General features: G+C 59.7%; 27 protein-coding genes and 1 other RNA gene. 9 read left to right on the forward strand and 19 right to left on the reverse strand.

Translation table 11 applies throughout. The features are described from left to right. Positions 1-44: 44 nt before the first annotated feature. Positions 45-1,934 (forward strand): acyl-CoA synthetase, encoded by a 1,890-nt coding sequence (locus ACR0J4_RS13070; protein WP_170643098.1) that lies wholly within the window; start codon positions 45-47, stop codon positions 1,932-1,934. A gap of 12 nt (positions 1,935-1,946) precedes the next feature. Then, entirely contained in the window at positions 1,947-2,870 is a 924-nt protein-coding gene (locus tag ACR0J4_RS13075; protein ID WP_170643097.1) for an alpha/beta hydrolase, read from the forward strand. 85 nt (positions 2,871-2,955) lie between these two features. Here ACR0J4_RS13075 and ACR0J4_RS13080 read toward each other — a convergent pair whose 3' ends face one another. The 13 genes from ACR0J4_RS13080 to ACR0J4_RS13140 form a co-directional block, all read right to left on the reverse strand. Further along, entirely contained in the window at positions 2,956-3,792 is an 837-nt protein-coding gene (locus tag ACR0J4_RS13080) for an alkaline phosphatase family protein (protein WP_170643096.1), read from the reverse strand. A 142-nt stretch (positions 3,793-3,934) separates the two neighbouring features. Beyond that, positions 3,935-5,575: an ABC transporter ATP-binding protein gene (locus tag ACR0J4_RS13085; RefSeq protein WP_170480338.1), complete on the reverse strand. Its 1,641-nt coding sequence runs from the start codon at positions 5,573-5,575 to the stop codon at positions 3,935-3,937. Beyond that, positions 5,572-6,387 (reverse strand): ABC transporter permease, encoded by an 816-nt coding sequence (locus ACR0J4_RS13090; protein ID WP_170375341.1) that lies wholly within the window; start codon positions 6,385-6,387, stop codon positions 5,572-5,574. Before ACR0J4_RS13090 ends, ACR0J4_RS13085 begins: the two co-directional genes overlap by 4 nt. Next, complete coding sequence (locus tag ACR0J4_RS13095; protein WP_170643095.1) at positions 6,387-7,343, reverse strand: ABC transporter permease; 957 nt, start codon at positions 7,341-7,343, stop codon at positions 6,387-6,389. Before ACR0J4_RS13095 ends, ACR0J4_RS13090 begins: the two co-directional genes overlap by 1 nt. Before the next feature lie 15 nt (positions 7,344-7,358). Then, on the reverse strand, positions 7,359-8,945 hold the full coding sequence (locus ACR0J4_RS13100) for an ABC transporter substrate-binding protein (RefSeq protein ID WP_170643094.1): 1,587 nt from the start codon (positions 8,943-8,945) through the stop codon (positions 7,359-7,361). 231 nt (positions 8,946-9,176) lie between these two features. Continuing rightward, on the reverse strand, positions 9,177-10,280 hold the full coding sequence (locus ACR0J4_RS13105; RefSeq protein ID WP_170643093.1) for a DUF4147 domain-containing protein: 1,104 nt from the start codon (positions 10,278-10,280) through the stop codon (positions 9,177-9,179). After that, entirely contained in the window at positions 10,280-10,717 is a 438-nt protein-coding gene (gene dtd / locus ACR0J4_RS13110; protein WP_170643092.1) for a D-aminoacyl-tRNA deacylase, read from the reverse strand. The genes ACR0J4_RS13105 and dtd overlap by 1 nt, the downstream gene beginning before the upstream one ends. A gap of 114 nt (positions 10,718-10,831) precedes the next feature. Then, positions 10,832-11,920: a TFIIB-type zinc finger domain-containing protein gene (locus ACR0J4_RS13115; RefSeq protein ID WP_170643091.1), complete on the reverse strand. Its 1,089-nt coding sequence runs from the start codon at positions 11,918-11,920 to the stop codon at positions 10,832-10,834. Between the two features lie 18 nt (positions 11,921-11,938). Further along, positions 11,939-13,087 carry an SPFH domain-containing protein gene (locus ACR0J4_RS13120; protein WP_170643090.1) on the reverse strand — a complete coding sequence of 383 codons (1,149 nt, stop codon included), beginning with the start codon at positions 13,085-13,087 and terminating at the stop codon, positions 11,939-11,941. Between the two features lie 22 nt (positions 13,088-13,109). Continuing rightward, positions 13,110-14,066 (reverse strand): DUF2927 domain-containing protein, encoded by a 957-nt coding sequence (locus tag ACR0J4_RS13125; RefSeq protein ID WP_480668692.1) that lies wholly within the window; start codon positions 14,064-14,066, stop codon positions 13,110-13,112. Positions 14,067-14,078: 12 nt separating this feature from the next. Continuing rightward, entirely contained in the window at positions 14,079-15,269 is a 1,191-nt protein-coding gene (locus tag ACR0J4_RS13130; protein ID WP_170374831.1) for a toxic anion resistance protein, read from the reverse strand. 33 nt (positions 15,270-15,302) lie between these two features. Beyond that, complete coding sequence (locus ACR0J4_RS13135) at positions 15,303-16,217, reverse strand: 5-bromo-4-chloroindolyl phosphate hydrolysis family protein (RefSeq protein ID WP_170554018.1); 915 nt, start codon at positions 16,215-16,217, stop codon at positions 15,303-15,305. A gap of 174 nt (positions 16,218-16,391) precedes the next feature. Continuing rightward, a complete protein-coding gene (locus ACR0J4_RS13140) occupies positions 16,392-17,270 on the reverse strand; it encodes a pseudouridine synthase (protein ID WP_170643089.1) in 879 nt (292 codons plus the stop codon). On the opposite strand from ACR0J4_RS13140, the gene ACR0J4_RS13145 reads away from it, so the two are divergent. Beyond that, positions 17,269-17,721 carry a nucleoside deaminase gene (locus ACR0J4_RS13145; RefSeq protein ID WP_170643088.1) on the forward strand — a complete coding sequence of 151 codons (453 nt, stop codon included), beginning with the start codon at positions 17,269-17,271 and terminating at the stop codon, positions 17,719-17,721. The genes ACR0J4_RS13140 and ACR0J4_RS13145 overlap by 2 nt on opposite strands. On the opposite strand, the gene ACR0J4_RS13150 is transcribed toward ACR0J4_RS13145, so the two are convergent. Together ACR0J4_RS13150 and ACR0J4_RS13155 are read right to left on the reverse strand one after the other, a co-directional pair. Next, the gene (locus ACR0J4_RS13150; RefSeq protein WP_170747305.1) at positions 17,718-18,884 is read right to left on the reverse strand and encodes a M24 family metallopeptidase; all 1,167 of its coding nucleotides are present in this window, start codon (positions 18,882-18,884) and stop codon (positions 17,718-17,720) included. The genes ACR0J4_RS13145 and ACR0J4_RS13150 overlap by 4 nt on opposite strands. Continuing rightward, entirely contained in the window at positions 18,884-19,576 is a 693-nt protein-coding gene (locus tag ACR0J4_RS13155; protein WP_170643086.1) for a metal-dependent hydrolase, read from the reverse strand. Before ACR0J4_RS13155 ends, ACR0J4_RS13150 begins: the two co-directional genes overlap by 1 nt. A 58-nt stretch (positions 19,577-19,634) precedes the next feature. Here ACR0J4_RS13155 and ACR0J4_RS13160 point away from each other — a divergent pair, with 58 nt between their 5' ends. Next, positions 19,635-20,291, forward strand: coding sequence for a ceramidase domain-containing protein (locus ACR0J4_RS13160; RefSeq protein ID WP_170374837.1), 657 nt, complete (start codon positions 19,635-19,637; stop codon positions 20,289-20,291). On the opposite strand, the gene ACR0J4_RS13165 is transcribed toward ACR0J4_RS13160, so the two are convergent. Together ACR0J4_RS13165 and ACR0J4_RS13170 are read right to left on the reverse strand one after the other, a co-directional pair. Further along, positions 20,282-20,845, reverse strand: coding sequence for a DUF4202 domain-containing protein (locus ACR0J4_RS13165; protein WP_170643085.1), 564 nt, complete (start codon positions 20,843-20,845; stop codon positions 20,282-20,284). The genes ACR0J4_RS13160 and ACR0J4_RS13165 overlap by 10 nt on opposite strands. A gap of 146 nt (positions 20,846-20,991) precedes the next feature. Next, positions 20,992-21,150: a hypothetical protein gene (locus tag ACR0J4_RS13170; protein ID WP_170374839.1), complete on the reverse strand. Its 159-nt coding sequence runs from the start codon at positions 21,148-21,150 to the stop codon at positions 20,992-20,994. A 219-nt stretch (positions 21,151-21,369) separates the two neighbouring features. On the opposite strand from ACR0J4_RS13170, the gene gatC reads away from it, so the two are divergent. From gatC to rnpB, 5 genes are all read left to right on the forward strand, one after another. Then, a complete protein-coding gene (gatC, locus tag ACR0J4_RS13175; protein WP_170325838.1) occupies positions 21,370-21,657 on the forward strand; it encodes an Asp-tRNA(Asn)/Glu-tRNA(Gln) amidotransferase subunit GatC in 288 nt (95 codons plus the stop codon). Between the two features lie 3 nt (positions 21,658-21,660). Further along, entirely contained in the window at positions 21,661-23,148 is a 1,488-nt protein-coding gene (gene gatA / locus ACR0J4_RS13180) for an Asp-tRNA(Asn)/Glu-tRNA(Gln) amidotransferase subunit GatA (protein ID WP_170643084.1), read from the forward strand. A gap of 38 nt (positions 23,149-23,186) precedes the next feature. Continuing rightward, positions 23,187-23,888: a hypothetical protein gene (locus ACR0J4_RS13185; protein WP_170643083.1), complete on the forward strand. Its 702-nt coding sequence runs from the start codon at positions 23,187-23,189 to the stop codon at positions 23,886-23,888. Next, positions 23,839-24,555, forward strand: coding sequence for an N-acetylmuramoyl-L-alanine amidase (locus ACR0J4_RS13190; protein WP_170643082.1), 717 nt, complete (start codon positions 23,839-23,841; stop codon positions 24,553-24,555). The genes ACR0J4_RS13185 and ACR0J4_RS13190 overlap by 50 nt, the downstream gene beginning before the upstream one ends. A gap of 126 nt (positions 24,556-24,681) precedes the next feature. Further along, an RNA gene (gene rnpB / locus ACR0J4_RS13195) (RNase P RNA component class A) lies at positions 24,682-25,081 on the forward strand. Positions 25,082-25,090: 9 nt separating this feature from the next. On the opposite strand, the gene ACR0J4_RS13200 is transcribed toward rnpB, so the two are convergent. Further along, a complete protein-coding gene (locus ACR0J4_RS13200) occupies positions 25,091-25,423 on the reverse strand; it encodes a GYD domain-containing protein (RefSeq protein WP_170460737.1) in 333 nt (110 codons plus the stop codon). A gap of 76 nt (positions 25,424-25,499) precedes the next feature. Then, positions 25,500-26,321: a DUF2182 domain-containing protein gene (locus ACR0J4_RS13205; protein WP_170554046.1), complete on the reverse strand. Its 822-nt coding sequence runs from the start codon at positions 26,319-26,321 to the stop codon at positions 25,500-25,502. Positions 26,322-26,323 lie beyond the last annotated feature (2 nt).

The following is a 26,323-nucleotide window of genomic DNA, read 5'->3' on the forward strand; positions in this document are numbered from 1 at the left end:
TCCGCGTGTGGCGCGCGGGAGAATAAAACACGGGGAGGAGCCACATGGCCTTTGTTGGCAAGGAAGACAAAGCGCGAATTGAACAGGAAATGACGTGGGAGGACCGCGACCTGCCGGTGACGTTCCACCAGCTGCTATCGCGCACGGCAGAGAAATTTCCAAACCACAATGCGGTCAGTTTTCAGCTGTTTTCAGGTCCGAATGACAAGGCCGAGACGCTGACATGGTCCAATCTTCTGGGGCAGGTCAATCAGGCGGCCAACCTGTTCCGATCGCTCGGGATCGGCGAAAACGACGTGGTGGCTTATGTCTTGCCCAATTGTAACGAGACGCTAGTGACCCTGATGGGCGGAGCCGTCGCTGGCATCGTGAACCCGATCAACCCGCTGCTCGAGCCGGAGCAGATCGCCGCCATTCTGCGCGAGACAGGTGCCAAGGTTGTCGTCACGCTCAAGTCCTTCCCGAAAACGGATGTGGCGCAGAAGGTGGAAGAGGCCGTGCGCCATGCGCCCAAGGTCAACACCATTCTCGAGATTGACCTGAACCGCTATCTGACACCGCCGAAATCCTGGATCGTCCCGTTCCTGCGGCCAAAAATGGGCGACAAGGCAAAGCTCGCGCATGCGGACTATAAGAACTTTAATCAGGAATTGGCCAAGCAGCCCACGACTCTGACCTTTGCAGATAGCACCGAGGACCGGGTGGCCTGCTACTTCCACACAGGCGGCACGACTGGCATGCCGAAGGTGGCGCAGCACAAATATTCGGGCCTGATCTACAATGGCTGGCTGGGCAATACGCTGTTGTTTGACGAAAACGACGTTATCATGTGCCCGCTGCCGATGTTCCACGTCTTTGCCGTGCATGTGATCTGGATGGCGGCCGTGTCCTCGGGCGCGCATGTAATTTTCCCGACACCTCAGGGATATCGTGGCGATGGCGTGTTCGACAATTTCTGGAAGCTGATCGAACGTTGGAAGGTAAGTTTCATCATCACCGTGCCCACCGCGATCTCGGCCAAAATGCAACGACCCGTGGATGCTGATATTTCCTCGGTGAAAACGGCGTTCTCCGGCTCAGCCCCGCTGCCGGTCGAACTGTTCCGGCGGTTCGAGGAGGCAACAGGCGTGACTATCGTCGAAGGCTACGGCCTGACCGAGGCCACCTGCCTTGTCTCGTGCAACCCGGTGGATGGTGAGAAAAAGATCGGCTCGATCGGGATTCCCTTCCCCTACACAGATGTAAAAATCCTGCAGGACGGCCAGGACGGTCCAAAGGAATGCGCGGTGGATGAGATTGGCGAAATCTGCGTTTCGAACCCCGGTGTCTTTGCGGGCAATACTTATACCGAAACCGACAAGAACGAGAACCTGTACCACTACGACAAGTATCTGCGCACAGGCGATCTAGGCCGTTTTGACGAGGACGGGTACCTCTGGATCACCGGACGTGCCAAGGACCTGATCATTCGAGGCGGACATAATATTGACCCTGCCGAGATCGAAGAGGCGCTGCTGGGGCATGAGGCGGTGGCCTTCGCAGGTGCCATTGGTCAGCCCGACGCCCATTCCGGTGAGGTGCCTTGCGCATTCGTAGAACTGGTGGAGGGAGCTTCGGTGACCGAAGAGGCGTTGATGGAGTTCTGTAAGGTCCATGTTCATGAACGCGCGGCTCAGCCCAAGCACATGACAATTCTGACCGAATTGCCCAAGACTGCCGTTGGTAAGGTGTTCAAACCTGATCTGCGCAAGCACGCGATCACCCGGATCTACAATGGCGCGCTTGAGCAAGCTGGCGTTGATGCCCGTGTCGTCTCGGTCATCGACGACAAGAAGCGTGGCCTTGTCGCACAGCTTGACGCGAACGGCACATCCGAGGACGATGTTAGCAAAGTGCTGGGCGCGTATACCCGGCCATGGGAGTGGGCAGCCTAACCGGGAGGGAACATGGATTATGAACGTCTGATTGATGAGGAAACTTGGGCGTTCATAAGACGCACGGCTGAAAGCTATCCTGACGATGCGGTGGATCTGTCAATCGAAGACCAGCGCAAGGTCTATGACGCGATGTGTCAGGACTTTCGCCAGCCGCGACCCGAAGGGGTGAAAGTGCAGGACCTGTCTGCCAATGGCGTGCCGGTCCGTATTTATACCGCTGGGCAACCGACACGAACCGTCGTCTATTTCCATGGCGGCGGTTTCGTCGTTGGCGGGCTGGATAGCCACGACGATGTCTGCGCCGAGATTTGCGCACAGACCGGATATCGGATTGTTGCCGTCGACTATCGCCTGTGCCCCGAGCATGTGCATCCGGCGCAATTTCAGGACTGTTGGACCGCGGTAAATTGGGTGGCGGAAGAGTTCGGCGATCCGATGATCCTGGCTGGTGACAGCGCAGGGGGCAATCTGGCCGCATCTGTTGCTCACCACGCGCGGGGTCGGCTAGAGAACATCTTGGGGCAGGTCCTGATCTACCCCGGGCTGGGCGGTGATACGTCCAAAGGCTCGTATATCGAACACGCGCATGCGCCGTTGCTGACGCTTCAGGATTTTAAGTTCTACGAAACCGTCAGATGCGGAGGGCCAGCCCCGAGCGGTGATCCAACCTTTGCCCCGCTTCAGGATACCGACTTCTCGAGCTTGCCACCAACTGTTGTCATCACCGCCGATTGCGACCCTCTCAGGGATGATGGATCAGATTATTGCGCTGCGATCCAATCCGCCGGAGGGCGGGCCGAGTGGATCAACGAACCGGGCCTTGTCCACGGCTATCTGCGCGCCCGAACCTCGGTCAAGCGCGCTGCTGATAGTTTTGAACGGATTTCCATCGCAATTGAGGCGCTGGGGCAGGGGATCTGGTCCTACGACTAACCCATCTCGGGTCCAGTATAGAAAAGGAATGCCCTGTCCTGTTCAGGACATTCCTGTCGCCGGATGAGCCCGCGTAGCGTCCTGATCAGCTCAGGAAGGGCTTGGCCTTCATCGTGTCCGCAAGCGGCGCGCCCATTCGAGTTAGGATGGTAGGGGCAAGCTGTAGCTGGTCGATCACGGTATCGGCCTCTGGGCCTTCTGCGTCGCCAAAGTAGTAGAGCGCGGTTTCCTGTTGCAACGGGCTGCGCCCGCCGTGGTGACCGCGTTCGTCCTGCCCGTGATCGGCGGTGACGATGACCTCATAGCCGAGTTTGCGCCAGTTCGGGATGAAGGGTGCCAGCATCTCATCCATCACGAAGCAGGCGTGGTCCATTTCCTCGCAATCGTGGAAGAAGCGATGGCCCATGCTATCCAAGGTGCAGGTGTGCAGAATGCCGTAGTCCAACCCATGGCGCAGGCACAGGTTCGTCAGCGTGGCAAACAGATCGACGTCACAGGGCGTCATCTGGTTGGCCTTGCCATAGCCGGTCATGCTGTGAAACCGGCCATGGTTGATGGTTTGGCTCTCCGGCTCGTCGTATTCCACGTCGCGCACATAGTCGAACGGATGGCGGTTGAAGAACTGCGACCAATAGCTGTGGGTGACGGCTCCGGTCACGCCTCCGGCCTCGCGGACCTGGCTGAACACGTCCTTGTGGCTTAGGCGGAAGACATTGCCGTTGCCGGTGCAGCCATGTTCCTGCGGGGTTACGCCCGTGTGGATCGAGGCATAGCAACTGGCCGAGGTCGACGGCAGGACCGAGCGGAGTTTCCACACGCGGGCCTCGCCACTATCGACCCAGCCTTCGAGATTGCCGAACAACCGGCGGAAGTTGCGCCACGGGACGCCGTCCAAAATGATGAGGAGGAGTTTGCGGTCCATATTTTGACCCTTTTCGAGAGTGTTTCCGGCGACCCTAAAAGATTCGTTGCACTTGGGCTGCCTATTCCCGCCCCGAATAGCAAAATCCCGACTCCTGTTTGTGACACGTGCCGGGATTTCATAGCGTTGGTTGGGGCAAGGATCAGTTCCCTGCCGCCTCCATCTTGCGGTTGGCAACGACTTTTTCCAGCCAGCCAAGCTCCATCTCGGGAACCGAGCTGAGCAGCAGGTCGGTGTAGTCATCGAACGGCGGGCTAAGCACCTGAGACTTCGAGCCATAGCGCGCGACGCGACCCTGATACATCACAGCGATGCTGTCGCTGATCGCTCGGACCGTCGCCAGATCATGGGTGATGAACAGATAGGCCACATCCTCGATCTTCTGCAGGTCCAGCAGCAGCTTCAGGATGCCGTCAGCTACGAGTGGATCAAGGGCCGAAGTGACCTCATCACAGATGATCATCTTAGGCTTGGCCGCCAGTGACCGCGCGATACAGACACGCTGTTTCTGTCCGCCGGATAGTTCCGCCGGATAGCGATCGATGAACTTTTCGCCCAGTTCGATCTCATCCAGCAGCTCGACAACGCGTTTGCGTTTCTCCGCTCCGCGCATGTTGAAGTAGAACTCCAACGGGCGGCCGATGATCGTGCCGACTGTCTGACGCGGGTTCATCGCCGTGTCCGCCATCTGATAGATCATCTGCAGCTCACGCAGGTCTTCGCGTGTACGCCCCTTCAGATCCGAGCTCAGCTTGCGGCCGTTGAAGGTGATCTCACCCTCACGTGCCGGCAGCAGGCCGGTGATCACACGTGCCAAAGTGGACTTACCCGAGCCGGATTCGCCAACAACCGCCAAAGTCTGCCCCGGATGAAGCTCAACATTGACGTTGTGCAGAACATCGAAGTTCAGACCCTTGTAGCGTGCGGTAATACCGTCGACCTGAAGAACCGGCTCAGAGGTCGGCTTTTTCTCTTCGTGTTCGATAGACCGGACCGAGACCAGGGCCTTGGTATAGTCTTCCTGCGGGTTGTTGATGATCTGATCGGTATTGCCGTACTCGACGGTGTCGCCCATCCGCAGAACCATGATGTCGTCGCTGACCTGCGCCACAACCGCAAGGTCGTGGGTGATGTAGAGCGCGGCAACGCCGGTATCTGCAATGGCTTCTTTGATCGCCATCAGAACGTCGATCTGGGTGGTCACGTCCAAGGCTGTGGTAGGTTCGTCGAATACCACCAGATCAGGCTCAGGGCACAAGGCCAGTGCGGTCATGCAGCGTTGCAGCTGACCACCGGAAACCTGGTGCGGGTAGCGACTGCCGATATTGTCCGGATCGGGCAGGCCCAGCTTGGCGAAGAGTTCACGCGCACGGGCCTCGGCCTGTTTGCGGGTGAATTTTTTCTGTTCGACCGCCGCTTCGACGACCTGATCCATGATCCTTTTGGCAGGGTTGAACGATGCGGCGGCGGATTGCGACACATAGGTGACCTCACCCCCACGCAGCTTGCGGATATCTCCATGAGATGTCTTGAGGATATCGCGCCCGTTTACCCAGACCTCGCCACCGGTGATCTTCACGCCACCCCGGCCATAGGCCATCGAAGCCAGACCGATGGTGGATTTACCAGCACCGGATTCACCGATCAGCCCCAGCACCTTGCCGCGTTCGAGGTCAAAGCTGACCCCGTGCACGATTTCGATGTCATGGGGCTTTTCGCCCGGCGGATAGACGGTCGCGCCGATCTTGAGGTCGCGGACCTTGAGAAGGATATCGTCGCTCATCCCCGGCCTCCTTTCAGCGATGTGGTGCGGTTCAGAACCCAGTCAGCCACAAGGTTAACCGAGATTGCCAGCGTCGCGATAGCGACGGCGGGCCATAGGGCAGCACCGATGCCATAGACGATACCGTCCTTGTTTTCCTTCACAATGCCGCCCCAGTCCGCCAGCGGCGGCTGCACGCCCAGGCCCAGGAAGGACAGGGTCGAGATGAACAGAACCATGAAGATGAACCGCAGCCCGAACTCGGCTACCAGAGGCGACAGAGCGTTGGGCAGGATTTCCCGGAAGATAACCCACGCGCGCCCTTCACCGCGCAGTTTCGCGGCTTCGACGTAGTCCATCACGTTGATGTCCACCGCGACCGAGCGCGACAGTCGATAGGGGCGGGTTGCGTCCAGTAGGCCCATCACAAGAATCAGGATCGGAACGGTTACCGGAACGATGGCCAGAATAACCAGCGCCAGGATTAGGGTCGGGATCGACATGATCAGGTCAACAGTCCGGCTGAGTGCCTGATCCGCCCATCCGCCCAGAACGGCGGCCAGCAAACCCAGAGATGTACCGGTCAGAAAGCTGAGCAAGGTTGCGGCGGCAGCGATGAAGATCGTCGTGCGCCCGCCATAGATCATGCGGGTCAGAAGATCTCGCCCGATATTGTCCGTACCCAGCAGATGCTCGGCGCTGGCAGGCTCCCACACATCGCCGACAACTTCTGCCATTCCGTAGGGCGCAATTAGAGGGGCCGCGATGGCCACAAAGAAATAGGCGCCAGTGAACAAGAGGCCAATCAGTGCCGAAAGAGGAATATTCTTTATCATTTCGGGTGCCTCAGTCTTGGATTGGCAAGGATCGACACGATATCGGCAACCATGTTCAGGCCGATATAGACGGCCGCGAATACAACGCCACAGGCCAACACGACGGGCACGTCGCGTTTGGTCACCGCATCCACCAGATATTGCCCCATGCCGGGATAGACGAACACAACCTCGACCACGACGACGCCGACAACCAGATAGGCTAGGTTCAGCATCACAACGTTCACGATAGGGGAAATCGCATTGGGGAAGGCATGGCGTGCAATGACCTGAAAGGTGCTCAGGCCCTTTAGCTCGGCGGTTTCGATATAGGCCGATTGCATGAGGTTCAGAATGGCCGCGCGGGTCATGCGCATCATTTGCGCCAGAACCACCAGCGTCAGAACGAAAGCCGGCAGGGCAATTGCATTCAGCTTCTGCCCGAAGGTCATGGAATCGTTGATCATCGCCAGGGATGAGAACCAGCCCAATTTTACCGAGATAAAGTAGATCACCACATAGCCGATCAGAAACTCGGGGATTGAAACGGTTGTCAGCGTGATCGCCGAGATCAGCTTGTCGGGCCAGCGATTGCGGAACCGAACGGCCAAAAGGCCCAGGAAGATCGCGAGCGGAACAGAGACGATCGCAGCGACGCAAGCAAGGAACAATGTATTGCCGAGGCGTTTTCCGATGCTCTCGGAGATGTCAAGTTTATTGGTGAGGGATTGCCCCAGATCGCCTTGCGCGATGCCCCCCAACCATTCGAAATAGCGGGTTAGGGCCGGGCGGTTCAAGCCCATCTCTTCGCGTAGGTTGGCAAGGGCCTCAGGGGTTGCGGACTGCCCCAGGACGGCTTGCGCGGCGTCTCCGGGAAGGGCTTCGGTCAGGCCAAAAATCAGAGCCGAAGCGCCGAGCAGCAATAGGATTCCCAGCGCAAGGCGCTGGGAAACCAGTTTGATGATAGGATGCATTATCCGTTGCCCGAGTTACACGAACCACATCTTGCGCGAGATGTTGCCGTTCATCATCTCTTGAGTCGGATCAGATTCCCAACCGTCCAGTTGGTTGCTGATGCCTTCAACAAAGTCGTTGAACATCGGGCAAATCAGTCCGCCTTCGTTGCGGACCATCTGGCCCATCTGACTGTAGATACCCTTGCGTTTCTCGGGGTCCAGTTCGGCGCGCGCTGCGAACAGCAAGTCGTCGAAGGCCTGAACCTTGAAGCGGGTGTCGTTCCAGTCTGCGCTCGACAGGTAAGCAGTCGAATACATCTGGTCCTGGACCGGACGACCACCCCAGTAGGAGGCACAGAACGGCTGAACGTTCCACACTTCCGACCAATAGCCATCATTGGGTTCACGCTTGATTTCCAGTGGGATACCTGCCTGGGCAGCGGTTTGTTGGAACAGCGCCGCCGCATCCACAGCACCGGGGAAGGCGCCATCTGCAACGCGCAGAATGATCGGCGATCCATCGTGACCGGATTTCTTGTAGTGCTCGGCTGCTTTTTCAACGCTGAACTCACGCTGTTCGATGGTCTCATCAAACAGGGGGTAGGCCGCGTTGATCGGCATGTCGTTCCCGATCGAGCCATAGCCACGCAGAACTTTGTCCACCAGATCCGCGCGGTTAATTGCGTGTTTCAGAGCCGTGCGCAGTTCGTTGTTGTCGAACGGAGCCGTGTCACAATGCATGATGAACACATAGTGGCCACGACCAGCAGTCGAATGAACAGTCAGGTTGGGTGCGCGGCCCAGCAGGTCGGCAACTTTGGGCTCAACGCGGTTCACGGCGTGAACCTGACCCGATTGCAGCGCAGCTGTCCGGGCAGTTGCGTCGTTGATGACGACCACTTCGACGCTGTCGAAGTTGCCGAAATCGCTGTTCCAGTGGTTTTCGTTCTTGGTGAACAGGTGGCGGACGCCGGGCTCATCAACTTCCAGCTTGTAGGGACCTGTGCCGATACCGGCTGCCGGGTTCTCCATACCGCCATCCGGCTGAATGATCAGGTGATAATCGGCCATCAGATAGGGCAGGTCGGCGTTGGGCTCGGACAGGGTGACCTGGAAGTTGTCGCCATCGGCCTTCATCGACTCGATGCCCTTCATGATGCCCAATGCACCGGACTTGGAGTCTTCGTTCGAGTGGCGCTGCATCGTTTTCAGCACGTCTTCGCTGGTCATGGTCTTGCCGTTGTGGAACTCGACCCCCTGACGCAGCTTGAAGGTCCAGACCTTGGCATCCGCACTGCCTTCGACGCTTTCGGCAAGGCGTGGTTCGATCGTGCCGTCGGGTGCAACTTCGACCAGTTGGTCGCCAAATTGTTTGCCGTTCTGGAACGGAACCGAGCTTGCATAGGTCGCCGGGTCAAGCGAGTTGGTCGATTCGCCGCCCTGCAGGCCAAATTTCAGATCGCCACCCTTTTTCGGGCCGGCTGCACGGGCCGCGTCGGCAAACATCGTGCTGGCCATGGCTGCCGAAACGCCAAGAGCGGCGGCTTTGCCCATGAACTCGCGACGGGTCAGTTTGCCTGCCGTCACCTGTTTGGACATGTGAGTGAGTTGTTCGTTCATTCAGAAGCTCCCAGTTGGTTGTGTTCGCCCGTTTTCGGGCTTTTTATTGACGCGTGAGTCAACGTTGACGCATTTCAGCGGGTCGGGCAAGTGGAATTCCGTGTCGCAAATGTGCCTTGCCTGACAATACCGTGTTTATCAAAGCCGTCATAGCGCCCTGTCTTAGCGTCCTCCGCTATGTCGAAAATGATCTATTGGTTGCTTTGGTCGGTATCGGGAGAATACGTCATTCTAATCCCGAATTGCGACAATCAGGTCCATGACATTGGTTCCTGTCGGCCCAGTCACCAGCAAAGCGCCTGCGTTTTCCAGGAAGGCGCCACTATCGGCGGCGGCCAGCGCTTCATCCGCGCCTTTGGCCCAGGTGGCGCCAGAAACAACCCCGCCTGCTGCGTTGGTTGGGCCATCCGTTCCGTCGGTTCCTCCGACCACGACCGTGATATCTTCAAGGCCGGAAATCTCGTGCGCCAGTGCCAGTGCCAAAGCCTGATTGCGCCCACCCTGTCCGGGGTTTGGGGGCAGCACAACAGTCGGCTCGCCGCCGAAAACCATGACGCCTGATCCCATCTGCCGCAGCTTCTCACCGAGCGCTTTGGCTACAGCCTGATAATCGTCATGCAAGGCCTCTTCATTGGCCAGCACCGACAGACCCGCATCCTCGGCCGCTTCGGCGGCCGCCGCACGGGCATGGGCGTTCGAGGCAATGATCTGCGCTTCGGCCTCGTAGGAGACCTGTTCAGGCAGCGCACCGATACCCGAGCCGATAACTTTCAGGTCATCCCCCGGCACGTCCGAGATCGCTAGAACCGTGACCTGTCTGCCTTTGAGCCGGGACAGCAATCCTCCGCCTTTGACCTTTGAGATCTTGCGTCGTTCCGCATTCATCGCCCCGATATCAAGTCCCTCGGACAGTAGCTTTTTGTTCAACGCCGCCAGATCCTCAAGCGTTTTTCCACCTATCAAATCTTCAGCCAGCGAGGATGCGCCGCCCGACACCAACAGCAGCAAATGCGCCTCGGGTGGCATGGCCTCGACCGCAAGCCGTAGCGCCCTGCCGCCTGCCAGGCTGCGGCCGTCCGGGACGGGATGAGACGCCTCGATTACCTCAACGCCCTCCGGCAAGTCGCGCCCGTGATCGTCCTTGGTGACCACCAGCGTTGGGATGTCTCCGAAATGATCCAATGCCGCTCGGGCCATTGCCGCTGCGGGTTTGCCCACGGCCAATATCCGATCCGGTTTTGCAACATCGGAGAGTGCTTTGCGGGTCGCCGTGTATCCGTCTACCGCCGCGACTCCGGCTTGCCAGAGTGCGATTGCCTGTTCAGCGCGGGTCATTAGTTCTCCATCCAGATTGTCACTGGCCCATCATTGACCAGCTCAACGGCCATGTCGGCCCCAAATTGCCCTGTCTCAACCGCGATTCCGCACGCGTTGAGGTCTTTGGCAAAGGTTTCATAAAGGTGTTTTCCGATATCCGGCGCAGCGGCCTGCGAGAAGCCGGGGCGGTTACCGCTGGCCGTATCTGCGGCAAGAGTGAACTGGCTGACAACCAAGGCCGAGCCGCCAATGTCCACAACAGAACGGTTCATTTTACCTGCGTCATCCTTGAAGATGCGCAGCTTGGAGATTTTCGCAGCAAGTTTCGAGGCATTCTCTTCGCTGTCGCCCTGCATCGCGCATACGAGAATCATCAGGCCCGGTCCCGATTGACCGACAACAGCGCCATCCACCGAGACTGACGCTCTAGAGATCCGTTGTAAGACTGCGCGCATCGCTCTCCCCAAATCGCATGCGTTCAGCAGTCGGTTTAGCCGCCGGAGGCCCGCTTGTCATCCAGCGTCTTGCGCGTAGTCGGGAAAACGTCTGCCTGTGTGATTTTGCTGGGCTCACCCCTGCGACGTCGCCATCACGTACCCCACGCCTGCCGCCACCAGCAGGCCGAGGACCACCGCAATGGTTATCTTGATCGCAGACCACGGTCGTTCCCCCTGCACCCGGCCAGTGCGCCCGTTGACCACAAACCGATAGGTTTGCCCGCGATACTTATAGGCAGCCATCCAGATGGGCAGCAGGATATGCTTGAACGTCACATCGCGCACATCAGTGTCCACCGCATGAATACGCTGTCGATCGCCGCCAATGTCAAAGCGCACGTCACGCTCGATCACGCGCATCATATGTGCCCGCGCCTCGGAATACCCATCGGGCAACTCGACCGAATAAGCCTCGGCCCGGAACCCCGCCAGGTATTGCGGCTGGTAGGGTTCAAGTGCGGGCAGATCCCAGGGCTCCAACGCGTCTGTATATTTCTTGGGCAGAGAGCGTGACGCCAACACCAGAACGTCATCAAAGAACCGCGCGACGCGACCGGATTTTGGACTCCAGCGCACTTTGGCTACCTGTTGCTGCACTCGCTTCCCGTCGCGCATAACAGTGCGCGTTTCATAGTAAACGGTGCCGCGCTCCCCGCGATAGCTGGATTTGGTGTCCGCGTCGAAGGTCCAGTAGGGCACGTAAATGCCCTGCATTTTTCGGCCCTTGCGCGCATAGTCCTTCAGCCCGTTCGGCGCGAACCAAAGCCGACCCAGCCAATCCCCCATCGCCTTGTGGGCCGACCGTTCATCCAGCGCAAAGGGCAAAACACCCTTGGGTTTGATATGCCGGTTGATGCCCGTATCCGTCACCACCGGAGTGGCGCAGAACGGACATTCTGCTGCGTGGGTATTCGGGTCGAACTCGACCTGAGCGGCACAGTTCGGGCAGGACAGAACCCGCGTTTCCTCAATTTCGCTGTCCGGAAGGCGGTCTGCGATGGCGGCGTCAAAATCCAACTCGCGTAGGCTCGCGCCGCCCCAAGGGCCTGAGCCAATGGGTTCTGAATGGCCGCAGTGGTCACAGGTCAATGTGCCATCGCCGGGATTGAACCGGTAATCCGCGCCGCACTGGTCGCAGGGAAAGCGGTGTTCTTCAGTCATCTGCCCGCCTGCTATCGCTTACGCGCCCGGCGGGGGTGGAGGCAGGATCGTGAACAGCTGCGCCAATTCCTGCACCTCACCCGCTTTTTTCCAGCCGTCCTGACCTGCAGTCCAGACATGTGTCTCACGTGTCAGTTCCCCGTCCGAAGCCATACGCCCCATCTTGGCCTTCGAGAACGGCCCGCTGGTCTGTCCGTCCACCGCGATATGCCATACATGCTCAACGGGCGGAGGAGGCGGCGGGGCCGCATGCGCGGATGTTTGCGGGGCAGCGGGGGCGGGCGATCCCCACGGGCCGCTCGGTTGGCCCGCTGCCATGTTCGCCATCTGATTGGCCATCGCCATGCCCATTCCCATGCCAAGACCGGCACCCATGCCGCCGCCCTGACCGGGGTTGTTGGCCGCGGCGGTCATCGCCTCCGCGGCGGAATACTGGGTGAACTTGCCCAGATCACCCGCCAGCCCCATTGAGGTACGCTTGTCCAATGCAGCCTCTACCGCAGGCGGAAGCGAGATGTTTTCGATGTAGAACTCGGGCATCTCCAGCCCATAGCCATCCAACACGGGCGAGACTTCGGCTGCGATCAGTTTGCCCAGATCGGCCGTATTCGCCGCCATGTCGAGAACCGGAATACCGGATCCGGCGATCACGCGGCTGAACTCTTGCACGATGATGTTGCGGACCTGAAAGCTGATCTCGTCCATTGTAAACTCACCATCGGTTCCGACGATCTCGACCAGAAATTTTGCCGGGTCTTTCACCCGTACCGTATAGGTGCCATAGGCCCGAATGCGGGTCGGTCCGAATTCCGGGTCGCGCAGCATGATCGGGTTCTTGGTGCCCCATTTCAGATCATTGAACCGCGTCGTGTTAACGAAATAGATCTCAGACTTGAACGGAGATTGAAAGCCGTGATCCCAATGCTGCAGGGTTGTCAGGATCGGCATGTTATTGGTCTCAAGCATATAGAGACCTGGTGTGAATACATCCGCCAACTGCCCTTCATGCACAAACACCGCTGCCTGGCCTTCGCGAACGGTCAGCTTGGCACCATACTTGATCTCGTGCCCTTCGCGTTCGAACCGCCAGACCATGGTGTCTCGGGTGTCATCGACCCAGTGAATAACGTCGATAAATTCTCCGGTCAGAAAATCGAAAATTCCCATTTGGGTTCTCCTGTCCTTGGGGTCAAAGCGGCTGCCCCATCAATTCACGCGCAATGATCCGCACCACAGGGCGGGCCTGATCGACCGTCACTCCGGGCGAAAGACGCGGATCGTAGAGCATTGTCAGTAGTTTCTCATCATGACTTGTCAGCAGAGCAAACTCGTCATCATCGTTGAAGATCGAGGGCCGCGCGGCGGGGCTGTCATTGGACAGGCCCAGCCCTTGCGCGATCTCTTCGTGAATGCAGCTGCGCCGCACCAGATCGGGCAGTTCCGACCGGATCAGCGTCACCGCACGCACGTATTTGTTCGGGTCGTTGCGGGTGGCCGAAGCAAACACAAAACAGTCAAAACTCGCGCGCGGGTTGGCAACTAAATCAAGAGAGGCTTGACTGATGTTGGGCACCAGTTCCTTGAGGCGCGTGACAACATAAGCGCTGTCATCCTTGCCGGCGAAAAACACGTGGAAATTGGCTTTGCGACTAACGGTCGAAATCGGATGGCCAGTCAGTTTGGCCAGCCTTGCGGCATAGGACTGCACCTGATCCGCGTCACTGGTGCGAGTTGCGGGCAGGACCGAGGGTCCGAACTCGGTCTGGATGCGAACGGGTCCCGACCAGCGGCTGAGTTGCCCATCCGTCTGCCGCGACCCGAGCGAGACAGTGTGATCAGGATATTCGCTGTAGAAGGCGATGGCCTCAAAGTTCCGGCTCAGGTCGTCGGCGTCATAAGGGGTGTCTGGTCCGCCCCCATCGGTGCGCAGCAGGCCGCGGGTCAGCAGGTCCCGTTCGATCCGTTGATAGAACCGCGCGAGGTCCTGACTGGCGGCAGAAGGTGGCACATAGGCGTTGGCCGCAGTCGGCGGGGCCGAAGGTCGCACCTGAGGAACGACCGAAGAGGTCAGCGCCTCATCGCACCCCGCAAGCGCTAGAAGCCCCAGAAAACCAAGGCCCGTTTTGAGACAGGTCAAAGGCCGCACGCCCAGCCCACCTTATCCCGGAACAGCCGTTCCGGCATTGTCGCCGGTCCCGTCACGCCGTGCCTTGGCAGCTGCCAACGTGTCGCGCAATTCGGCCTCCATCTTCTGAAGTTCCTGCTCGGCGGCAGCACGTTTGGCTTTGCCTTCGTCCGCGATCGCCAGGCTTTCATTGATCGTGCCGATCAGATCAGCGTTGGCCTGTTTGACGGCTTCGATGTCGAACACGCCACGCTCCATCTCTTCGCGGATCATCTTGTTCGACTCGCGCAGGTTTGCCGCGTTTGAGGTCAGCAGCTCGTTGGTCAGATCATTGGCGTCGCGCACGGCAGCGGCGGCTTCGGCGCTGCGTTGGATGGTGACGGCCTGCGCCAATTGGGTTTCCCACAGGGGAACCGTGTTGACCAAGGTCGAGTTGATCTTCGTGACCAGAGACTTGTCGTTTTCCTGCACCAACCGGATTGAGGGTAGCGATTGCATCGTCACCTGCCGGGTCAGTTTCAGGTCATGCACCCGGCGTTCCAGATCGTCGCGCGCGGCGCGCATGTCACGCAGCTCCTGCGCTTTCATGACCTGTTGGTCTTCGGGCGCTGCCTGAACCTCTGCCTCTTTCTCGGGGATGTCGTGGCTGTCCAGCTCGGTCAGCTTTTCCTCGCCCGCAGCGATATAGAGCGCCAGTTCATCATAGAACCCCAGCGTCTTTTCATAGAGCAGGTCCAGCGATTTGATGTCTTTCAACAGAGTGTGTTCGTGAGAAAGCAAATCGTCTGTGATACGGTCGATCTGGCCCTGAACCTCTTCGTATTGCGCGGTGAACTTGGCGAAGGGTGCGGCGCGGCCCAACAATTTCTCCCACCAGCTGCGTTCGCGCCGCACGTCCAGTTCACTGACCGAGAACCCCCGGATCGTGGTGACGATGTTGCGCAGGCTGTCACCTGCAGGGCCAACATCCTTGTTGCGCACATCCGCCAGCATGGCTTGGCTGATCTCTTGCAATTCGGCCTGCGCGGATGAGCCGAAGGCGACGATCGAATTGGTGTTGCCCATGTCGATCTCATCCATGCGCTTGCGGATCTCGGCGCTGACGGGTTCATCGGCCTCTTCAAGCGAGACGACCTCGGCCTGCGGTTCGGGCAAGGCCACGGCGGTCACCTCTTGTACCAGTGTTTCGGCCTCAACCGCTTTGTTCTTGATCTCGTCGGACATAGGGGAGTTCCTCGCTCAAATATAAAGGGCCGGTCAGTCCAGCCGGACGCCTTCGCGCTGCAGTCTTTCACGCAGCACGTCGATTTCGACCGTCAAATCACTACGGTCATCCAATAACATTTTGCGCGTACGCGCGGCGAAATTCTGTTCCAGATCATCCAATAGGGCAGAGTAATCTGCCAAGGCCTCTCCGTCGCGGGTGCGGGCGTAGACATCCGCGAACTTGACCGTCGCATCACGTGCGCCCTGCAGATAGACGGTCAGGTACTTCCGTGCGCCCGCCAGATCGCGCGGATCTTCTTCGACCGTACGGAACAGATCGCGGGCGGTGTCCTGAAACCGTTCGACACGCGCCTCGATCCGTCGATCTCCGGCGCGTTTGATCGCATCCGTCATCTCGGCCAGATGCTTTTCGGCATCATCGACAACGCGAGCGACACGGTCTTGCTGGAACGTGTCGACACCCTCCATCCCCTTGTTTTTCATGGGGTCCAAGCCGAAGGATACGGAATGTAAGGTAGCGGCGGCGGCGCCAAACAGGATCGGGGCTACAAGGCTTGCTTGCGCCGCGGTCTCAGCGTCCAGAAACTCCGTACGGTAGGACGCGAGCGCTGCCCCAAGCCCGGTCAGAACGCTTGCGAAGATCTTACGAGGGAAGGCTGGGCGACGCGCGGTTTTGCGGGCGTTATAAGCGGCCTCGGCCCGCAACCCTTCGCGCAGCAAAAACGCGGCGGCTGTCAGAATGCCGGCGGCAACAAGGCCCATGGTCATGCCAATCGCGCCGTCATTCAGCGATAAAAAGACCAGAGGGATCGCGGGAATGAACAGGATGTTTGCCCGCGCGCCTGCAGGCTCGACCCGAGCATTGTCAAACTGGCCGCGCGGCAGCGGGCTATCTGACGATTCCTGACCCTGAGGGCTGTATTTGCCGCCAAACCGTTTGGCCATGGCTACAGACCCCCAAGCAGGCCGGTGCAGACGCCAAATAGCAGCACCAGAAGGGCCGCATAGGCCAGTTTTTGCACTCCGCTCCCGGACATTCAGCCCCCCAAATAGCAGCACTCACAGAAAATTTAGGGGATACGAGGGCTTGGCGCTAGGGGGAAGGTTGTCAAACCCGCATCACTTGCGGGGTTTCTTGCCGATCGGAGGGCGTTTTCGCTGCGGTCGGGTCGCGCGTTTCGCCGTTCCTTCGGGCTTTTCATCCCCATCCAGACCCAGCTGATCGCGCATCACGCGGCGGCGGACCTCTTCAACCTCACCCGGTTTCAGGTCGCCCAGTTGGAACGGCCCGTATGACACACGCAGCAAGCGGTTCACGGTAAAGCCGATATCCTCGATCGCGCGGCGGATCTCACGGTTTTTGCCTTCGCGCAAGCCGATGGTCAGCCAGGCATTTGCGCCCTGCTGACGATCAAGCGAGACGGTCATGGGCTGAAACCTCTCGCCCTCGATCACAAGACCTTTGCGCAGGGGGGCGAAGTCTTCGTCCTTGGGGCGTCCATTCACCCGCACGCGGTATTTCCGTAGCCAACCCGTTGAGGGTAGCTCCAACTTGCGTTTGATGCCGCCATCATTGGTCAGCAGCAACAGCCCTTCGGAATTCAGGTCCAACCGGCCAACGGACATGACCCGAGGCATGCCTTCGGGCAATTCGTCAAAGATCGTCGCGCGACCTTTTTCATCCTTGGTCGTGGTCACCAGACCGGTCGGCTTGTGGTACAGCCAAAGTCGCGAGGGTTCGGGTTCCGACACCGGTTTGCCGTCGACGGTGATCCTGTCTTTGCCGGTCACGTTCAGGGCAGGGCTTTTGATCGCCTTGCCGTTCACACTGACGCGGCCTGCTTCGATCATGCGCTCAGCCTCGCGCCGCGAGGCAACGCCAGCACGGGCCAGGACTTTGGCGATCCGGTCGCCGGGAGGAGGGGTGTTGCTCATGGCAGGGCCATACCCCATCCCGCCCGCTTGCGAAAGGCAGGTTTCTGAGGCAGTCAGGGGCATGGTGTTCAAATCACATATGGAAAAGGCGCTGGCCGAGGCCCGCGCGGCCGCCGAACGAGGGGAGGTTCCCGTCGGGGCGGTGATCGTCGCGCCAGATGGCCGTGTCGTATCCTCCGCCGGGAATCGGACGCGTGAGCTGAACGATCCGACCGCTCATGCCGAGGTATTGGTGCTGCGCGCCGCCTGTGCCGAGGCAGGCTCGGAAAGGCTGCCCGATCATGACCTTTATGTGACGTTGGAGCCTTGCGCGATGTGCGCAGCGGCTTTGGCGGCAGCACGCATACGCCGCATCTACTACGGCGCGTCCGATCCGAAATCCGGTGGCGTCGCGCATGGCGCACGGGTGTTTGCGCACCCGCAGGCTCATCACAAGCCCGAGGTTTATGATGGCATCGCCGCTGACGAAGCTGCCGACCTGCTCAGGCGCTTTTTCGCGAGCCAACGCGATTAGGATTTAACTACCATCTCACGCGGGATATCGGCCAGCGGTTGGCCGCCCTCCGGCGTCACCACAAAGCTCTCGGTTATCGCCAAGCCCCAGTCCGGAGTCCACAACCCCGGCATCAGGTGAAACGTCATGTTTTCCTGCAAGACCGTGGTGTCGCCGGGGCGCAGGCTCATCGTGCGTTCTCCCCAATCGGGCGGGTAGCTGAGGCCGATCGGGTAACCTGTACGGTTGGCCTTTTCATATCCGGCGCGGGCGAAACTGTCATAGACGCAGTTGGCGATTTCCTCGCAAGTTGTGCCGGGGCGGGCGGCTGCTAGAGTGGCCTCAATCGCCGTCAGAACCGCCGTTTCGGCCCGGCGGATGTCATCCGGGGGATCGCCCAGAAACAGGCTGCGGCTGGCGGGGCAGTGATAGCGTCGGTAGCATCCTGAGATTTCGAAATAGGTGGCCTCTCCGCGCGCCAAAGGCCTGTCATTCCAGGTGATATGCGAGGCCGAGGCCTCGCGCCCCGAGGGTGCGATTGGTACAATGGCAGGGTAGTCGCCCGCCAAATCGGGCAGGCCAGCAATTCCTGCGGCCTGCACTTGGGCGACAAGTTGGTTCTTGGGCAGGCCTTCGCGAAACGCATCGCGCAGCACCCCATGCATATGCGCGGTCAACTGGCCGGCCTTGCGCATCATGTCGATCTCGGCGTCGCTTTTGACCGCACGCTGCCAGTTCACCAGACCCGTGGCGTCGATCATTTCACCGAAGGCACGCTCAAGAATACGGTGGCTGGCGGCGGAGTAGTAGTAATTGTCCATCTCGACGCCCAGCCCCCGGGTCCAGTCCCGGTCGCGCAGCGCGAGAACCAAAGCGTCGACCGGATGGTGGTCGGGATGCTGAACGTGCTCTTCCGGCCAGTCCAACAAGTCGGACCGGTCAAGCCAGGTGGTCTGCGCGGCACCGGCCTTGTCCTGCGTGCGTCCCCACCAAAGCGGCGCGCCTTGTGCAGGCAGGATCACCATCTGCGGGACGTAGAAGCTCCAGCCGTCATACCCGGTGAGCCAAGCCATGTTGGACGGATCGGTGACCAGTAGGGTCTCAATCCCGCGCGCGGTCATCGCCGAGCGGGTTTTGCTCAGACGGTCCGCGTATTCCTGCGCGCTAAAATCTGACGCGGGCATCAAAGAGAGATCGCTTTCATGACTTCAGGTTCGATCACGTCCACACCGGGCAGGCCGTCGATCAGTGTCTGCGCGGATTGCTCAAGAATGGGGAAGGTTTTGTAGTGGCAGGGAATCACCGTTTTGAAATCAAAGTACCGTTTGGCGGCATAGGCGGTGGCTTTCATATCCATTGTGAAATGTCCGCCCGCGGACAGAATGCCGATATCGGGTTTGTAGTAATCCCCCATCCAATCCATATCCGCCATTACATCGGTATCACCCGAGACATAGAGCATGCGCCCCTCGGCTGCGATCATGAATCCGACCTCACTGCCGCCGGTGCGCAGCCCGTCCGGGGTCGAAAAGGTCGAGCTGTGCGAGGCAGGTACCATCGTGACCTTGATGCCGTTCAGATTGACAGTTCCGCCTTTGTTGAAGCCGATGGTCTCGATCCCTTCGGCCTCGGCCCAATAACCCATGAGGTCGTACTGACCGACCACCGGCACCTTCAGGTGTTTGGCCAAAGGCAGGATGTCGACGACATGGTCGAAATGCGTGTGGGTCAGAAGGATATGCGTGGCACCTTCGACGGCTGCATCATGCTGATCCTCGGGCAGAGACGGGTTGCCGGTCAGCCATGGGTCGACCAGCAGCACCTGACCTTCGGCTTCAATGCGAAAGCTGCCATGGCCCAACCAAATGATGTTCATGAGAAATCCTCCTGCGATGCCTATTGGCATCACACTAGCATCCGTTATGTAAAAGTTCATGGATTGGTTTCAGGAAATTGATGGGTATTGCGAACGCCTTACCCCCGCCTATTGGGCCGAGCCGATCAACGCGGTGACCAACGCTGCGTTTCTGATCGCGGCTTTCATCATGTGGCGCAGGGTGCGCGGGCAGGGGATGCCTCTGGCGATGCTGCTGGTTGTGATTCTCGCCGCGATCGGGATCGGCAGCTATCTGTTTCACACCCACGCGCAGGTCTGGGCAGCGTTGGCCGATGTCGCGCCGATCCTTCTGTATATTCTGATCTATATCTTTGCGATCAATCGGGACGTCTGGCGGATGCGTCCTCTGCCCGCCGCGATGGTGACAGCGCTTTTCATTCCCTATGCGGCCGCAACCCTGCCGCTGTTTCAACTGGTTCCGGGTTTGGGAGGGTCCGCCGCATACGCTCCGGTGCCGCTGCTGATTCTTATCTACGCGTTTCTGTTGCGCAATCGCACGCCGGAAACCGCCCGAGGGCTAGCGATTGGCGCGTTTATCCTGATCGCCTCGATCGCCTTCCGCGCTTTGGATGAGCCACTATGCATGCAGCTTCCGCTGGGCACTCATTTCATGTGGCACATCCTGAACGCAACCATGCTGGGCTGGATGATCGAGGTCTATCGCAGGCACCTGACCCGCGCGTCTCAGTCCTGAAAGGCCGTAGCCAGGTTGTCGGGCAGATCGAACTCCTTCAAAACCCGCGCGCGGCCTTCGGCTGACATCTTCCGGGCTGTCTTTTCGACAATGCTCTGAATCTTTTCGGCCGAGTGTTTTGCGGCGAAAGGCGCGAAATACCATTTCAGGAACACAAAGCAGATGACATCCTCCAGCGCCTGAACCTCATCATCGCGCTTGATGCCTAGCTTGCGTAGCATGCGACCGGTCGCGTCGATGTCATCCGCGTCGTATCCGGCCTGCTGCATCAGGCCCATGACAACCTCAGCGTGATGGACACCCTGCGCCTTGCGCCAGGCCAGATATCCGGCACGACCTTCGGGATATTCACTGCGCGCCAGCTTCCAGCGTTCAACATGCTGCCCACGGGCGGCAATCTGCAACATGTCCGAGGCGTCAGGGAACAGCCTGTCCATCTCGGCGCTCATGCGCTGGCCATAGATCAGCTCGACCGGTTGGCCGTCTTCGATGTTGGGGTCTTGCCTGTTGGCCGCATCAATCGCGTCCAGAACGGCTTGCTTGCGCGCGCTCATCTTCTGCTCCGTTGGTTCTTGCCGAACCAACCTTACGGTTCGGCGCATCACTCGGTCTACCGTAGCGGGTCGCGCCGAAAAGAGCAGTAGTCAATTGTAGCCAACCGGGCCGGGCATTAATCGCCCGACCCGGGGCAGGGGGTCTATCACTTGTTCGTCTTGACCTGATCCTGGCTGACAACCTCGGGGGCAGGTGTGGGGAAGGTCAGATCAGGTGTCAGGGTATTCATTGTCGGGCCAAAAGCCTGTGCCTGCGACGCTAAAACAGTGGTGGCCAATACAAATGCAATCAGGAAGGGTTTCATGTCTTTACTCCGGGTTTTGGCTGTGCCGTGGAATAGAAATGAACAGTTCAGTTCAGTTTTTCAAGGGTAAAAATGAACTAAACGGTTTACTTTTTTGCATGGGAGGTATGCAAAATGGAAAAGAGGCCATGTCAGATGATGCCAGGGCAGACCTTATCGCGCTCTTGCGACCCGGACCCCGGACGGGTAAATGCCCCCTAACGCATATGAGGTTTTCCGATGTCGATTGACCAAAGCACCGCCGCCAAGGTGGCCAAACTGGCCCGGATCAAGGTCGAGGATGACGCGCTGCCCGCGCTGGCGTCCGAGTTCAACACCATCCTTGGGTTCATCGAGCAACTGAACGAAGTGGATGTCGAAGGCGTCGAGCCGATGGTCTCGGTCGAGCCGATGCGCCTGAAACGTCGTGAGGATGTCGTCACCGACGGAAACCAGCAGGACAAGGTTCTGGCCAACGCCCCCGACGCCCGCGAAGGCTTTTTCGCAGTCCCCAAAGTGGTGGAGTAAGACATGAGCGATCTGAACAAACTGGGCCTGGCCGAGGCCCGCGATGCGCTGCGCAAGGGTGACGTGACCTCGGTTGAACTGACCGAATCCTGCCTGAAGGCCATTGATGCCGCCGACGCGCTGAACGCTTTTGTCCACAAAACGCCCGAGATCGCGCTGGAGCGCGCCAAGGCTGCGGATGAGCGGATCAAGGGCGGCGACGCGCCGTCGATGTGTGGTCTGCCGATCGGCATCAAGGATCTGTTCTGCACCAAGGGCGTGCCCTCGCAGGCGGCATCCAAAATTCTGGAAGGCTTCAAGCCCGAATACGAATCCACCGTGTCTCAGCAACTGGCCGATGCCGGAGCGGTCATGCTGGGCAAGCTGAACATGGACGAATTCGCCATGGGCTCGTCCAACGAAACCTCCGTCTACGGCAATGCGGTCAGCCCGTGGCGGCGCGGCAATGACGACGCGCAGCTGACACCGGGCGGTTCGTCGGGTGGTTCGGCGTCTGCTGTGGCCGCTGACTTGTGTCTGGCCGCGACCGGCACCGATACCGGCGGTTCGATCCGTCAGCCTGCAGCTTTTGTTGGTATCACCGGTATCAAGCCGACTTATGGCCGTTGCTCGCGCTGGGGCATCGTCGCGTTTGCCTCCTCGCTGGATCAGGCCGGTCCGATGACCAAAAACGTACGCGACGCGGCGATCATGCTGGAAACCATGTGTGGCCATGACGCCAAGGATTCCACCAGCGCCGAACTGGCCGTCCCGAATTTTGAGGCGATGCTGACCGGCGACATCAAAGGCAAAAAGATCGGTATCCCGAAAGAATACCGCATGGACGGTATGCCTGCCGAGATCGAAAAGCTCTGGTCCGATGGCGCCGCGATGCTGAAAGACGAGGGCGCCGAGATCGTCGATATCTCGCTGCCGCACACCAAATACGCGCTGCCTGCCTACTATGTGATTGCGCCTGCCGAGGCGTCCTCGAACCTCGCCCGCTATGATGGCGTACGTTATGGCCGCCGCGCGCAGCTGTCACAGGGTGACGGCATCACCGAAATGTACGAGAAAACCCGCGCCGAAGGCTTTGGCCACGAGGTGCAGCGCCGTGTGATGGTCGGCACCTACGTGCTGTCGGCGGGCTTCTACGACGCCTACTACAACCGCGCCCGCAAGGTTCGCACCCTCATCAAGAAAGACTTCGAGGATGTCTTCGCTGCCGGTGTCGACGCGATTCTGACCCCGGCCACCCCGTCCGCATCCTTTGGTCTGGGCGAGATGACCGAGGCCGATCCCGTTCAAATGTACTTGAACGACGTCTTCACCGTGACTGTGAACCTCGCCGGTCTGCCGGGGATTTCAGTGCCTGCAGGTCTCGATAAACAAGGGCTGCCACTGGGTCTGCAACTGATCGGTCGGCCCTGGGAAGAAGGCGATCTGCTCAATACCGCCTATGCGTTGGAAAACGCCGCTGGTTTTGTGGCAAAACCGTCGAAATGGTGGTAAGCCTCGGGCCTGAAAGACATCAGACACGGAGGCGCAGCATGCGCTCTTTGCCACTCATTGCGGCGATCTCGCTGATCGCCGCCTGTGATACGGTCACACCGATTGGCGGAACCGATTTCAACACGCCCGAGTATCAGGCCCAGCGTGAGGCTCAACTGTCCGGGCAGGGGAGTGTCGTAAACCCGCTGCTTGCCCCGGTGGATGTTTCGGAACAGGCTCTGGGCGCCCCGGGTTCGGCGTCGAACGCAGCCGTTGCGACCGGTGCCAATGCCGATATTGCCAATCAGACGGCGGCGGCTTTGGCCAGCACATCGGCGCAGCCAACGGTCGATCCCGTGCCCAACAATGCCGGTATCTCCGACGAACAGGATTTCGGAGCCGTGTCCGAGCGCCGCAGCATCGAATCTGACGCCGCCCGTATTGAACAGAACCGCCAGACCTACGAAGTGGTTGCCCCTACGGCCGTGCCTGAACGTGGCAGCGACGGGCAGCCCAACATCGTGCAATACGCACTCAGCACATCCAACCCGGTGGGCACCCAGCTTTACAGTCGCGCGGGGTTCAACCTGCAGGCCAAAGCACAGCGTAATTGCGCACAATTCCCCTCTCCAGATCAGGCCCAGATCGCTTTCCTGTCGAACGGAGGGCCGCAGCGCGACCGCAAAGGACTGGACCCGGATGGCGACGGCTATGCCTGCAGCTGGGATCCGAGCCCGTTCCGCAGTGCCATCAACAACTAAGCCTGCGCCGATCTGGCACCCATCCCCGAATTTCGGCCCCCGCCGCGACGGCCTAACGCCGACGCTGATTGTCCTGCACTACACCGCGATGGACAGCGCTCAGGCGGCACTGGAGCGTCTTTGCGACCCACAAGCCGAAGTCTCAGCACACTACTTGATCGGTTCTGACGGTGCGCTCTGGCAGATGGTGCGCGAGGAGGACCGGGCATGGCACGCCGGTGCGGGCGAGTGGAATGGTCAAACCGACATCAACTCGCGCTCCATCGGGATCGAGCTGGACAATACCGGCGCACACCCTTTCTCGGATCTACAGATGGCAGTGTTAGAAACCCTCTTGCCACAGATCATGTCGCGCTGGGCGATTCCGCCCGAGGGCGTGATCGGCCATTCCGATATGGCCCCCGGCCGAAAAAGTGACCCCGGAGCGAAGTTCGACTGGCAGCGACTCGAACGACAGGAGCTGGCCGCTGCAGGTGCAACCCAAACTACCCCGGCAGGCATCTCGTGCGACACCTTTCGCGAACTGGCTCGCGCCGCAGGTTTCACCGCCGATGTCCCGAACGAGACGCTTCTGGCTGCCATCCGCCTTCGATACCGCCCTTGGGGCACCGGTCCGCTCTCCCCAGCCGATTTCAAGGCGCTCAGGTCGACCCCACGCACAACCTGATCCGCTCTTCATCTGGCCAAAAATATCTCGGGGATGAATTGGCCAAAGGCCAAGAAGGGGCTGGCCCCTTCCTCCACCCCATCCACCCTTGACGCGACCGGGAACACAGCATACCCACCCCTCTGCGCGGAGGGCCGGATGGCCGCTGGGGTCGCAAGACCCGAGAGGAAAGTCCGGACTCCACAAGGCAACGGTGCCGGGTAACGCCCGGGCGGGGCAACCCGACGGAAAGCGCCACAGAAATCAGACCGCCTGCGGCTTCGGTCAAAGGTAAGGGTGAAACGGTGGGGTAAGAGCCCACCGCGCCGCTGGCAACAGCGGCGGCACGGCAAGCCCCACCGGGAGCAATGCCAAATAGGGTCCCCGCGCGGGATGGTCGGCGTCTGCCGATACCACCGCTAAGCGCGTCTTGGCCGAGAGGGACCGGGTTGGCAGCTTGAGCCGCGCAGCAATGCGTGGCCTAGAGGAATGGTCATCGAAGGGGGCAACCCCGGAACAAGATCCGGCTTACAGGCCCTCCGCGCGTATCCTTTTGTCAGTTTCCGGGCGGCGTATAGGCCCCGACCAGTTTCGCGGCCTTTTTCTGGACCGCCACGAAGTCCTTCGCTTTCCAAGCTCTTACGGTTTCTATTTTGGATACCGCGCCAGAGGCGGCGACCGCCATGCCAACTGCAACTGCGTCCGTCTCGTCCGGTGCTTCGCTGATGACAACCACGTCGTTATCCCCCGTCGTGATGTAGAAGGCCAAAAGCTTGGCACCGACCTTTTTCAACAGCGCTTTGACGGCGTCCGTCCGATCGGATGGTTTGCCGACCATCCCCTTCGCGCCTTTCTGTGAATAGGATGCATAGGTGATAAAAATAGGCATGGATGCCTCCTGACTGAAGTTTAGGGACCTTTGATTGGGCCGGTCCTTTGGCCTGAAATCTGATCCGAAGCGTGCGCTAAGGCACGACCACCAGCCAGACGCCAAGAACGATCAGCACCGCGCCCATCGTGGGCACCAGCCACATGGCGCGCGGCATCAACTTCTCCAACGCGACGTAAATGGCGACGCCGACGATCCAATAGAGGTTCATTACTCCGCCCACGAACAGCAGCAGCATCAGGGCCCAGCAGCAGCCTAGACAATAAGCTCCGTGCAGCGCGCCGGTGCGGAATGCGCCGAAGGCGTAGGGTCTGTTGTGATCGGCTAGAAAACGCGCCGGACTACGGCAGTGGCGCAGACAGGCGGTTTTGAGGCTGGACAGTTGGTACAGCCCCGCTGCGATCATAACGCACCCGGCCGCCGTCCGAGAGCGGATGGTCATCATCGGGCCATCTGACAGTCCAACAACTTCCAGTAGCCATTGTGCGCCGGTTGCCAGCACGCTGAACAAGGCCCAGGCCACCAGATAGCCGGCCAGAAAAAACAGGCTCAGCCGCGCCGTATTGGCCTTGTCCGGCCCGACCCGTTTCAACGCCATGAACAGCAGAACAGTAGGGGCGGCGCTGGGTGTCATCATCGCGATCATCATCACCCACCACATTAGGAAGATCAGCACGGCATAAGCCGCCGTCCAATGCACATCGGTCGCCATCTGCATTGGGTTGCCAATTGGGCGGGCCATCCGCGTCATGTCCACAGCGGTCATGTTCATGCCAACCCCGGCAATCGTATACCACGATGCCGCCAAAATGATCAGCGCGACACAGACCAGAACAACGCCACGGTCATGCCGAAGCACTCGATCGACCAAATGGCTCGGTGGTGGGGATTCAGTCATTG

This window comes from Ruegeria sp. B10, from assembly GCF_056539825.1.